Genomic DNA, 11206 nt, shown 5'->3' on the forward strand with positions numbered 1-11206 from the left:
CGCCTAGTGCTCCATTTCCGCGGCGGGGGCGGCTTGCTCCACCTCCAGCAGAATCTGCCGGTTCTTCACCTGGTCCCCGAGGTTGACCTGGACCCGGGTGATCACTCCGTCGATCCCGGCCTTGAGCGGGTGTTCCATCTTCATCGCCTCCAGCACCAGCAGCAGCTGGCCCTTGCTGACACTCATGCCCTCGCTGACCAGTACGTCGACTATGGCCCCGTCCATGGGCGCCTTGAGGGTGCCGGAATCGGTGCTCAGTTGGCCCTGTGCCGGCGCATGGGTGCGGTCCTGCAGATGCAGGCTGCCCTGGCGGCTGCTCAGCCAGAGTTCGCCGTCGTGCAGTTGATAGATGTAGTGCCGACGAATGCCCGCGACCTCCAGCGTGGCCCGGCGGCCATCGGCGGCCATGACCTTGATTGCCCACACGTCATCCCCCTGCCGCACGTGCAACAGGCCCGATGCCGAGGGGCTCAGTTCCAGCGACCATTGACTGTCATCCAGACCGATGCGGTAGCCCAGGGGCACACCGGCGTTGTTGCTCCAGGCGCTCAGGTTTGAGCGGTGTGCGCTGGCGCTGTGGTGATAGAAGAGCGCAGCGGCAATGGCCAGTTCCTCAAGGCTGGGGCGCTGCGGTTGCAGGCTCAGGTCCTCGGCAAAATGTTCGGCGATGAAGGCGGTGCTGAACCGACCGCTGGCAAATACCGGGTGCCTGAGCAGACCGGCCAGCAGCCGGCGATTGCTCTCAAACCCCAGCAGCACGCAGTCCTCGACCCCGCGCAACAGCTTGCGCCGGGCTTCCTCGCGGGTGGCACCGTGGGCGATCAGCTTGCCCAGCATCGGATCATAGAAGGGGCTGACCCATTGGCCCTCCTGCAAGCCGTGGTCGGTGCGTATCCCCGGCGCCGGCTGCCAACGCAGGACCTGGCCGGTCTGGGGCAGAAAGTTCTGCGCCGGGTCCTCGGCGTACAGGCGAACTTCGATGGCATGGCCGTTGAGCTGCACCTGCTCCTGGGTCAAGGGCAGGGGCTCGCCTGCAGCGACTTGCAACTGCAGGGCCACCAGATCCAGGCCGGTGACCAGTTCCGTGACGGGATGCTCCACCTGCAGACGGGTGTTCATTTCCAGGAAGTAGAACTGACCGCGGGCGTCCAGCAGGAACTCCACAGTGCCGGCGCCGACATAGTTCACCGCGCGCCCGGCCTTGAGCGCCGCTTCGCCCATGGCTCGCCGCAGTTCCTCGGTCATCACCGGGCAGGGTGCCTCTTCTATGACCTTCTGATGGCGGCGCTGAATCGAGCAGTCCCGTTCACCCAGATAGATCAAGTGACCGTGCTGGTCGCCGAAGACCTGCATTTCCACGTGCCGCGGCTCGATCAGCGCCTGCTCCAGAATCAGCTCGTCGCTGCCGAAGGCATGCAGGGCTTCCGAGCGTGCGGTACGGATCTGCTCCAGCAGGTCTTCGTGCTGCTGCACCAGACGCATGCCGCGTCCGCCACCGCCGGCGCTGGCCTTGATCATCAGCGGATAACCGATGCGCTGGGCCTCGCGCTGCAAGGTGGCGTCGTCCTGCTCCTCGCCCTGGTAACCCTGGATGCAAGGCACGCCGGCTTCGAGCATGGCGATCTTCGAGCGGCGCTTGCTGCCCATCAGTTCGATGGCGGCGGCACTGGGGCCGATGAAGGTGATACCGGCGGCGGCACAGGCCGCGGCGAACTCGGGGTTTTCCGAGAGGAAGCCGTAGCCCGGATGAATGGCGTCGGCACCGCTGCGCCGGGCAGCGTCGAGGATCGCCTCGCTGTTGAGGTAGGACTGCTGCACCGGGGACGGGCCGATGTGGATGGCTTCGTCGGCCATGTGCACATGCAGGGCCTCGGCGTCGGCGTCGCTGAACACGGCCACGGTGCGATAGCCCAGGGCCTGGGCGGTGCGCTGGATGCGGCAGGCGATTTCGCCACGGTTGGCGATCAGGATCTTGCTGAAGGTGGGCATACAGGCTCCCGGGAATCGGTGGGGGGCATTCGCCGGCAAGCCGGCTGCTACAAGGGCTCAGCTGGCCCAGGCCGGTTTGCGTTTCTGCACAAAGGCCAGGGTGCCTTCGAGGCCTTCGGCGCCGGTGACGGCCTGGGCGAAGTCTTCGGCGGCCTGATCCAGCAGGGGCCCCAGAGGCTGGTCGACGCTGGCCAGGAGCAGGGCCTTGGTCGCAGCGTTGGCCCCGGGCGCGCAGCGCAGGACCTGTGACAACTGCTGTTCAAGGCGTTCTTCCAGGGCCCGGGGATCAGCTTCGACAAAGTGCACCAGGCCCAGCTGCAGGGCCTCGGCACCGTCGAAGCGGGCGGCGGTCAGGGTCAGGCGTCGGGCCTGGGTCAGGCCGATGCGCCGCACCACGAAGGGGGCGATCTGCGCTGGCAGCAGCCCGAGGCCGGTTTCCGGCATGCCGAACTGCGCACTGTGTTCGGCGATGGCGATATCGCTGACACACGCCAGGCCGAAGCCGCCACCCAACACCGCGCCTTGCAGCACGCAGACCAGCACCTGGGGCGTCTGCTGGGCTTCTTCCAGCAGTGCACCGAAGGCCCGGTTCAGTTCACGGTAGGCAGCGCTGCCTCGTGTGCGGGCGCCGGCCATGTCCTTGAGGTCGCCGCCGGCACAGAAATGGCCACCGGCGCCCCGCAGGACCAAGGCGCGGATGCTCCGCCGATCTCGCACGGCGGCGAGCACGGTACGCAGTTCCGCCACCATCTGCAGGCTCATGGCGTTGCGGCTCTCGGGGCGGTTGAGAGTAATGAACAGCACGCCGTGGCGTGGCTCCAGCAGCAGGGTCTGGCAGGTCGGGAGCGGGCTCATTTCTTTTTCCCCGGCAGGATGCCCATGAGTTTGCAGATGATCCCCAGCATGATTTCGTCGGCGCCACCGCCAATGGAAACCAGGCGCACATCGCGATAGGCGCGGGCCACCGGGTTGTCCCACATGAAGCCCATGCCGCCCCAGTACTGCAGGCAGCTGTCGCTGACCTCACGGCCCAGGCGCCCGGCCTTGAGCTTGGCCATGGAGGCCAGGCGGGTCACGTCCTGGCCGCGCACATACTGCTCGGTGGCCTGGTAGACCAGGGCCCGCAGGCACTCGATCTCGGTGGACAGCTCGGCCAGGCGGAAGTGGATCACCTGATTGTCGATCAGCGGGTTGCCGAAGGTGCGGCGCTCCTTGCAGTACTCGATGGTGCTGTCGACGCAGTACTCCAGGCCCTTGATCATGTTCGCCGCGCCGAACAGCCGTTCCTCCTGGAACTGCAGCATCTGCATCATGAAACCGGCGCCTTCATGACCGATTCGATTGCGCTGGGGCACCCGCACATCGTCGAAGAACACCTGGGCGGTTTCCGAACTGCGCATGCCGAGCTTGTCCAGATGCGAACTGAGGCTGATGCCCGGGGTGTTCATCGGCACCATGATCAGCGACTTGTTGATGTGCGGCTTGTCGTCCGAGGTATTGGCCAGCAGACAGATGAAGTCGGCGCTGGGTGAATTGGTGATCCACATCTTGCTGCCGTTGATCACGTAGTCGTCGCCGTCCTTGCGCGCATGGGTCTTGAGCCCGGCCACATCGGAACCGGCGCCGACTTCGGAGACGCCGATGCAGCCTACCTGCTCGCCCGTGATGGCCGGGCGCAGAAACTCGTCGCGCAGCTCATCGGAACCGAAGCGCGCCAGGGCCGGGGTGCACATGTCGGTCTGTACGCCGATGGACATGGGGATGCCGCCGCAATGGATGGTGCCGAACTCTTCGGCGGCGACGATGGAATAGCTGTAGTCCAGGCCCATGCCGCCGAATTTTTCCGGCTTGGAGATGCCCAGCAGCCCCAGCTCGCCGGCCTTGCGGAAAATCTCGTGGATGGGAAAGCGCCCGGCTTTCTCCCATTCCTCCACATGGGGGTTGATTTCGCGGTCGACAAATTGGCGCACCGTGCGCCGCAGTTCTTCGTGTTCCTGGGTGAAGATCATTGTTGTTCTCCTCAAGTGGGGTCAGACCGCGAAATGCCCTATCAAAACCGTGCCACACCGAAACTGTTGGGCTGCAAGACCCGGGCCTCGGCCTCATGGCAGATGTCCAGCAGATAGCCCAGCAGCGTGCGGGTATCCCGGGGGTCGATCAGGCCGTCGTCCCACAGGTTGGCGCTGCCGTACAAGGCCGTGGACTGGCTGTCGAGCTTCTGCGCGGTGACCTGCTCCAGCATGTCGAGCATCTTCGGGTCGGCTTCCTGGCCGTTCTTCGCATGCTTGGCCTCGGTGACGATGCGCAGCACCTTGCCGGCCTGGGCGCCGCCCATCACCGCGGTACGGCTGTTGGGCCAGGCGAAGATGAAACGCGGGTCCAGGCCACGGCCACACATCGCATAGTTGCCGGCGCCGTAGGAGCCGCCGACGACGATGGTCAGCTTCGGCACCCGGGCATTGGCCACCGCCTGGATCATCTTCGCCCCATGCTTGATCACCCCTTGCTGTTCCGACTCGGTGCCCACCATGAAGCCGGTGGTGTTGTGGAAAAACAGCAGCGGGGTGCGGCTCTGGTCGCAGAGCTGGATAAACTGCGCCGCCTTGCTCGCGCCCTGGGGCGTGATCGGGCCGTTGTTGCCGATAAAACCGCAGGGCCGGCCCTGGATCTGCAGGTGGCCGCACAGGGTCTGGGCATCGAACTCGCCCTTGAATTCCAGGAACTGCGAGCCGTCCGCCAGGCGGGCGATGATTTCCCGGGCGTCATAGGGCTTTTTCGGATCAAAGGGAATCAGTCCGAGCAGTTCGTCGATGGGATACAGCGGCTCGCTCCAGGTTCTGGCGGGCTGTACCGGCAGTTGAGCATTCCACGGCAACAGGCTGACGATCTCGCGGACGATGCGGATGCCGTCGGCGTCGTTCTGCGCCAGGTACTCGGCGGTACCGGCGACCTGGGCGTGCATCTCGGCGCCCCCCAGTTGTTCATCGGTGGCCACCTCGCCGGTGGCGGCCTTGAGCAGTGGTGGCCCGGCGAGAAACAGCTTGGCCTTGCCGCGTACCACCACCACGTAATCCGAGAGCCCGGGCTGGTAGGCGCCACCGGCGGTGGCCGAGCCGTGGACCACGGTGATCTGTGGCAGGCCCATGGCCGACATCCGCGCCTGATTGGCGAAACTGCGCGCGCCTTCGACGAAGATCTCCGCCGCGTAGTTGAGGTTGGCGCCCCCGCTTTCCGCCAGGGTTACCACCGGCAGCTTGTTCTCCATGGCGATCTGTTGCAGGCGCAGGGACTTCTTCAGGCCACTGGGGGAAATGGTCCCGCCCTTGATCGCACTGTTGTTGGCCACCACCAGCATGCGCACCCCGCACACGTAGCCGATGCCGGCGATCAGGCCGCCGCCGGCCTGGCTGCCGTCCTTGTCGTCGTGCAGCTTGTAGCCGGCGAGGCTGGCCAGTTCAAGAAAGGGCGCGCCGGGGTCCAGCAGCAGGTTGAGGCGTTCCCGGGGCAGCAGCTGGCCGCGCTTGTCGAATTTGGCCTTGGCCTCGGCCGCCTTGTTCAGCAGGTTTTGCTGCAGGGTCTGCAACTGTTGCAGGCCCGCCAGCATCGCCTCGCGGTTCTGCGCGAACTGCGGGCTGTGGGGATCGAGCTGGGATTGGATCACCGGCATGGCTCAGTCCTCGCCTTTGAGCACATCGGGCAGATAGGCCCGATGAAAACCGTTGTACGACTCACTGTTGCGCGCCTTGGCCAACGGCCAGGCGCGGCTGCCGAGGCTGGCGGCGCCGTCGATGCGCAAGGTGCTGCCGCTGACAAAGGCCGCACCGGGGCTGAGCAGAAAGACGATGGCCGCGCTGACTTCCGATTCCGTACCGATGCGTTTGAGCGGCACGTGCTCGCGCAGGGTGGGAATGATTGCCTTGAACGCGCCTTCGTAGGTGTCCATGCCACTGGAGGCGATCCAGCCCGGGGCCACGGCGTTGACCCGGACCCCGGCGTGGCCCCATTCGTAGGCAGCGGTCTTGGTGAAGTTGTCCATCCCCGAGCGGGCCGCGCCGGAGTGGCCCATGCCGGGCATGCCGCCCCACATGTCGGCGAGCATGTTGACGATGCTGCCGCCGTGGCGGCTCATGGATTGGTTGAAGACTTCCCGGGCCATCAGGAAGCCGCCCACCAGATTGGTGCGCAGCACGGTTTCGAAACCTTTCTGGTTGATCGAAGCCAGGGGCGCCGGATATTGGCCACCGGCATTGTTCACCAGGCCATGGATCGGACCAAAGCGCTCGACCAACTGCCCTACCAGGGCCTTGACCGCTTCCTCGTCGCGAATGTCGCAGGCCCGCCAGTGGGCCTGGCCGCCGTCCTCGGCGATCTCCCCGGCAACCTTCTGCAGTTTTTCCGCCTTGCGCCCCACCAGCAGCACCTGGGCCCCCAGGGCCGCCAGCTCATGGGCGGTGCAACGACCAATGCCGCTGCCACCGCCGGTGACGATGATGGTCTGGCCGGTAAACAGTTGCGCTTTGAAAATCGAGTCGTACACCACGGCAGCTCCTTTAATTGACGGCATCGGCAATGCTCTGCGGCACCGGGATCTGGATTTCCAGCAACTGCTGGGCGAAGGCCTTGCCTTGCGGGTCGATGCGCAGGCTGGCGACACCGCCGCCGCCCAGGGCGTTTTCCAGCAGGAAGTTGAGGCCATGAATGCCCGGCAGGTACCAGCGCTGGACCCGGCCGTGGACCGGGTCCAGCACATGCCCCATCCAGTCCACCAGCACTTCGGGGGTCAGGGCTTCGGCGATCCATGGCAGGTAGTCGGGATGGCGCGCCAGCACACCGATGTTGCTGTGGTTGCCCTTGTCGCCCGAGCGCGCCACCGCCAACTTGACCAGGGGCACGCTGGCATCGGGACGACCTTGGGGCTTGGGCAGTGAATGCGGGGCGGGCAGGGCGCTGGCGTCCAGGCGGTCGACTTCGGGCAGGGCGCAGGGATGACGCTGGCCGGCGAGGTCGATTTCCAGGTGGCAGGCGTCCTTGTCCAGCAGGAAAGAAAACAGCCGGATCACTGGATACACCGTGGGTCGTCCACCGACGATGCCGGTCAGCCCTGGAGCCATGCCGGTGGCGGCCTGGGCAATCTCCCTGGAGAACAGCACCAGCGCCGCCTTGTGCGGATGGCGCACCGCCAGCTTGATCACCACTTCGCGGCTGTCCTGGCGACGGCCATGGGGGCCGTAGGTGGCTTCGCTGCCCAACAGTTCAATGTTGACTTCGCTGTAGTCCGGCCAGCCGCGCTGGCTGAACATTTCACGGGTCTTGTCGATGATCGCCTGGCTGACCCGGCGTGCCTTGGCCACCGCGTCGATCCCGGCCATCAGGCAACTGGCGGTGCAACGGAAGCCGTCCGGGTAGGTGGCGCTGACCTTGTACTGGTGGCTTGGGGGCAGACCCTTGGCGCCCTGGACCCGGACTTCATTCGGTGCCGACTGCTGCACCTGCACCTGGGAGAAATCGCACACCACATCGGGAAGCAGATAAGCCCGTGGATTGCCTATTTCGTACAGCAACTGCTCACCGACTGTCAGCGGACTGATGAGCCCACCGGTACCCGGAGCCTTGCTGACCACGAACCCGCCGTCGGCGTCGACCTCGACGATGGGAAAGCCGATGTGCTCGTAGTCCGGCACCTCGCGCCAATCGGTGAAGTTGCCGCCACTGCACTGGGCGCCACACTCGATGATGTGTCCGGCGAGGGCCGCCTGGGCCAGGCGGTCGTAGTCCCGCCAGGACCAGGCGAATTCGTGGACCAGGGCGCCGCTGACCACCGCGCTGTCGACGCCGCGACCGGTGATCACGATATCCGCTCCCAGGCGCAGGGCCTCGACGATGCCCGGGGCGCCGAGGTAGGCATTGGTGGAGACGCACATCGGTGGCAAGGGGGCATCACTGAACATTTCCTTGATTGCGGCGCCGGCCAGTTGCTTGAACTGCGGTTGCAGGTCGTCCCCCAGCAGCACGGCGATCTTCAGTGGCACCCCGGCCTGCTCGCAGGCGCTGCGCAAGGCACTGGCGCAGGCGTGGGGATTGACCCCGCCGGCATTGCTGATCACGCGGATCTGCTGTTCATGGATCGATGCCAGCAGCGGCTTGAGCACCTCGACAAAATCCGTGGCGTAACCCGTGTCCGGGTCTTTCATGCGGGCCCCGGCCATGATCGACAGGGTGATCTCCGCCAGGTAATCGAACACCAGGTAATCCAGGCGTCCACCTTCCACCAGTTGCGCGGCGGCGCTGCTGGTATCGCCCCAGAAGGCGCTGGCGCAGCCGATTCGTACGGTCTTGGTCATGGCAGGGCTCTCGAGAAAAGAACTGCGAGGAGGCTACCAAGCAAGCGCTTGGTTTGTAAATGGGCGAGTGGATTCTTCGACCCAAGCGCTTGCTTGGTAGCACTGAGGGGCTTAAATTGCGCGCGCTACAGCCGGTTTCCGGCTGAGCTTTTGACGAAGTGACGGTAGGAGAACACCGGTGGATGAGCAAAAAGCCTTGCAGGTAGTGCGCGAGCTGATCGCCAGCGGACAAGTGACCGATCCCGAGAGCGCCCGGGGCAAGCTGTTGCAGACTGCCGCGCACCTGTTTCGCAACAAGGGTTACGAACGCACCACGGTGCGCGATCTGGCCGGCGCGGTGGGTATTCAATCCGGCAGCATCTTCCACCACTTCAAGAGCAAGGACGACATCCTGCGCGCGGTGATGCAGGAAACCATCCACTACAACACCGCCTTGATGCGCGCCGAACTGGCCGAGGCCGGCAGCGTGCGCGAGCGGGTGCTGGCGCTGATCCGCTGCGAACTGCAATCGATCATGGGCGGCAGCGGCGAAGCCATGGCGGTGCTGGTCTATGAGTGGCGTTCGCTGTCCCCGGAAGGCCAGGCCGCGGTTCTGGCATTGCGGGACATCTACGAACAGATCTGGCTGCAGGTGCTGGGCGAGGCCAAGGACGCCGGATTCATCAAGGGCGATGTGTTCATTACCCGGCGCTTCCTCACCGGCGCCTTGTCCTGGACCACTACCTGGTTTCGCGCCCAGGGCAGCATGACGCTGGAGCAATTGGCCCAGGAAGCCTTGCTGTTGGTGCTCAAGGATCATTGAGGCGCTGATTTATTCTCTGCCGCGAGATTGTCGAAGCGCCTGAAAACGCCTAGCTTTACGGCATTCCTTTTCTTTTCTCCGAGGTGTGTTGCCTTGATGTCCTTGCCGCTGCGGTCAGCCTTGCGAATGCTCTTGCTGGCGCTGGCAACACTTTGGGTCTGTCCGGCCTTCTCGGCGCAGCTGGTGCGGGTCGCGGCGGCGCATTTTCCGCCCTATACCGTCCGTCCTGAAACCGGTGCCGATACCGGTTTGCTGCCGCAATTGGTGGAAGCGCTCAACCAGTCCCAGAACGACTACCAGTTCGTCCTGGTTCCCACGTCGATTCCCCGGCGCTTCCGAGACTTCGAACAAGGTCGGGTGGACCTGGCGATCTTCGAGAATCCGGCCTGGGGCTGGCAGAGCATTGCCCATACCAGTGTCGACATGGGCCTGGAAGATGCGGAGATTTTCGTTGCCCAGCGCGAGCCCGGCCGCGGCCAGGAGTATTTTGCCGAGCTCAAGGGCAAGCGCCTGGCACTGTTCAGCGGCTATCACTACGCCTTTGCCCAGTTCAATGCCGACCCCAAGTACCTGGCCGACAGCTACAACGCCACGCTTACCTACTCCCATGACAGCAACCTGCTGATGGTGCTGCGGGGCAGGGCGGACATTGCCCTGGTGACCCGTTCCTACCTCAGCGACTTCCTGGCCCGCAATGCCCAGAGCAGTGGCCAATTGCTGGTGTCCCAGCGCATCGATCAGGTCTACCACCACTACACCCTGATCCGGCCCAAGGCGCCCATCAGCGCCGAAGACTTTGCCGGGTTCCTGCAAAAACTGCGGGACAACGGCCAGATGCGCAAAATCTTCGATCCCTACCGCATCGTCGTGATGCCCGTGCCCCACGCCTGAGGCCCGGGTTTTCCCGCTTCTGCGGCGAGCGCGCCTAAATTTCTCCTCGCGGCCCACGTCACTTGGTTGAATGCCCAATGACGGTGAGCCTTGCCATGTCCCTTGTGAATCCGCTGAGTGTCGAGGCTGTGTCCGCCGGCAGGGCGCCGGTGATCGACGAAGTTGCCGGCCGGCAGCGGCTGTTCGAATGGATCTGTGCCCGGGGGGCGGCGCCCATCGATGCCCAGTCCGTCGAAGTGGCCCGGCAGGACCGGCTGGCATTCTGGCTGTCGGCGCAGGTGCACGCGCTGTACCTGGACCCGCCGGGTACGCAAGCGCCCCCGGCATTCGCCCACGCCCCCGCCTGTGCCGGGCATAACCGTTGTCGGTACTGCCAGCAGGAGTTCGATCTGTTGCACAAACGTGCGGCATTGCTGGTGCTTGGCCAGAGTGGCCTGCTTGAGGTGTGAACACGGTTCAAGCCAGGTGCTGCAGGGTGCCGGTCGCAGGTCAGCGGCGGGCGAAGGTGTCGGGTCGGTTGCCCGAGACTTTGCGGCAATGCACCAGGGCATCGCGAATCATGAAGTTCACCAGGGTCGGCGAGACACCCAGCTCCTTGGCGATGTCCTTTTGCGGAACGCCATGCAGGCGGTACATCTCGAAGGCGTAGCGCGTGCGGCTGGGCAGTTCGGTCAGGGCTTCGGCGATGTTTTCCAGGGTGGAAAAGTTCATGTGGGAGGTTTCAGGTGAGGCGCCATGAATGACCACATTCAAGCCTTCCTCTTCAGTGCCTGAATACTTCTGCTCCAAAGCCTGCTTGCGGTAGTGATCGATGGCCAGGTTGCGCACGATCTGGAACAGGTAGCTGAGCTGGGCCTTGAACGAGGAGGTGATTTGCGGCGCCGACTGCAGGCGGAAAAAGGCATCTTGGACCACATCTTCAGCCCGGGATCGGCAGCCGGTAATACGGGCTGCGATCTTGACCAGGATCAGACGGTTGTCGACAAAAGCCTGGAGTAACGGTGAATCGCACCTGCTTGTGGATACTTGTTCCGTCATGGAAATCACCTTGTTGCAAAGAGGTAAGTGGGACGTCAGAAAAATCCGACCTGTCCTACACATCGAGCGACAAATTAGGCTGAATGATAATGATTGTCAATTGAGAAAAAGAACTAATGCTCTCTGCCGGTGAAGATTGAGAACG

At 64.3% G+C, this 11206-nt stretch carries 10 protein-coding genes; 3 read left to right on the forward strand and 7 right to left on the reverse strand.

Annotation, left to right across the window (positions count from 1 at the left end; genetic code table 11):
* Window positions 1-3: 3 nt before the first annotated feature.
* From Q8O96_RS10110 to Q8O96_RS10135, 6 genes are read right to left on the reverse strand one after another with little or no spacing between them, the layout of a single operon-like run.
* On the reverse strand, window positions 4-1989 hold the full coding sequence (locus Q8O96_RS10110) for an acetyl/propionyl/methylcrotonyl-CoA carboxylase subunit alpha (protein WP_305948731.1): 1986 nt from the start codon (window positions 1987-1989) through the stop codon (window positions 4-6).
* A 57-nt stretch (window positions 1990-2046) separates the two neighbouring features.
* On the reverse strand, window positions 2047-2844 hold the full coding sequence (locus Q8O96_RS10115) for an enoyl-CoA hydratase/isomerase family protein (RefSeq protein ID WP_250329411.1): 798 nt from the start codon (window positions 2842-2844) through the stop codon (window positions 2047-2049).
* Window positions 2841-3998, reverse strand: a complete 1158-nt coding sequence (gene atuD / locus Q8O96_RS10120) for a citronellyl-CoA dehydrogenase (protein ID WP_102880409.1) — start codon at window positions 3996-3998, stop codon at window positions 2841-2843. The genes Q8O96_RS10115 and atuD overlap by 4 nt, the downstream gene beginning before the upstream one ends.
* Window positions 3999-4039: 41 nt before the next feature.
* Window positions 4040-5656: a geranyl-CoA carboxylase subunit beta gene (gene atuC, locus Q8O96_RS10125; protein ID WP_305948732.1), complete on the reverse strand. Its 1617-nt coding sequence runs from the start codon at window positions 5654-5656 to the stop codon at window positions 4040-4042.
* A gap of 3 nt (window positions 5657-5659) precedes the next feature.
* On the reverse strand, window positions 5660-6529 hold the full coding sequence (locus Q8O96_RS10130; protein WP_250329659.1) for an SDR family oxidoreductase: 870 nt from the start codon (window positions 6527-6529) through the stop codon (window positions 5660-5662).
* Between the two features lie 10 nt (window positions 6530-6539).
* A complete protein-coding gene (locus Q8O96_RS10135; protein WP_305948733.1) occupies window positions 6540-8330 on the reverse strand; it encodes an acyclic terpene utilization AtuA family protein in 1791 nt (596 codons plus the stop codon).
* Window positions 8331-8508: 178 nt separating this feature from the next.
* Here Q8O96_RS10135 and Q8O96_RS10140 point away from each other — a divergent pair, with 178 nt between their 5' ends.
* From Q8O96_RS10140 to Q8O96_RS10150, 3 genes are all read left to right on the forward strand, one after another.
* The gene (locus tag Q8O96_RS10140; RefSeq protein WP_102880406.1) at window positions 8509-9132 is read left to right on the forward strand and encodes a TetR/AcrR family transcriptional regulator; all 624 of its coding nucleotides are present in this window, start codon (window positions 8509-8511) and stop codon (window positions 9130-9132) included.
* 96 nt (window positions 9133-9228) lie between these two features.
* The gene (locus Q8O96_RS10145; protein WP_305948734.1) at window positions 9229-10023 is read left to right on the forward strand and encodes an ABC transporter substrate-binding protein; all 795 of its coding nucleotides are present in this window, start codon (window positions 9229-9231) and stop codon (window positions 10021-10023) included.
* 95 nt (window positions 10024-10118) lie between these two features.
* Window positions 10119-10472, forward strand: a complete 354-nt coding sequence (locus Q8O96_RS10150) for a pyoverdine biosynthesis protein (protein WP_102861009.1) — start codon at window positions 10119-10121, stop codon at window positions 10470-10472.
* A gap of 40 nt (window positions 10473-10512) precedes the next feature.
* Here the strand turns inward: Q8O96_RS10150 and Q8O96_RS10155 are convergent, their stop codons facing one another.
* Complete coding sequence (locus tag Q8O96_RS10155; RefSeq protein WP_011062465.1) at window positions 10513-11061, reverse strand: RNA polymerase factor sigma-70; 549 nt, start codon at window positions 11059-11061, stop codon at window positions 10513-10515.
* Window positions 11062-11206: the final 145 nt, after the last annotated feature.

It is taken from the genome of Pseudomonas sp. LPH60 (assembly GCF_030718165.1).
In the GTDB taxonomy this organism is placed as follows: Bacteria; Pseudomonadota; Gammaproteobacteria; order Pseudomonadales; family Pseudomonadaceae; genus Aquipseudomonas; species Aquipseudomonas danubii.

Excerpts from the sequence above, each read along its gene's own strand:
- Q8O96_RS10110 (WP_305948731.1), bottom strand. The coding sequence starts at position 1,989 with ATGCCCACCTTCAGCAAGATCCTGATCGCCAACCGTGGCGAAATCGCC.
- Q8O96_RS10115 (WP_250329411.1), bottom strand. The coding sequence starts at position 2,844 with ATGAGCCCGCTCCCGACCTGCCAGACCCTGCTGCTGGAGCCACGCCAC.
- atuD (WP_102880409.1), bottom strand. The coding sequence starts at position 3,998 with ATGATCTTCACCCAGGAACACGAAGAACTGCGGCGCACGGTGCGCCAA.
- atuC (WP_305948732.1), bottom strand. The coding sequence starts at position 5,656 with ATGCCGGTGATCCAATCCCAGCTCGATCCCCACAGCCCGCAGTTCGCG.
- Q8O96_RS10135 (WP_305948733.1), bottom strand. The coding sequence starts at position 8,330 with ATGACCAAGACCGTACGAATCGGCTGCGCCAGCGCCTTCTGGGGCGAT.
- Q8O96_RS10145 (WP_305948734.1), top strand. The coding sequence starts at position 9,229 with ATGTCCTTGCCGCTGCGGTCAGCCTTGCGAATGCTCTTGCTGGCGCTG.
- Q8O96_RS10150 (WP_102861009.1), top strand. The coding sequence starts at position 10,119 with ATGTCCCTTGTGAATCCGCTGAGTGTCGAGGCTGTGTCCGCCGGCAGG.
- Q8O96_RS10155 (WP_011062465.1), bottom strand. The coding sequence starts at position 11,061 with ATGACGGAACAAGTATCCACAAGCAGGTGCGATTCACCGTTACTCCAG.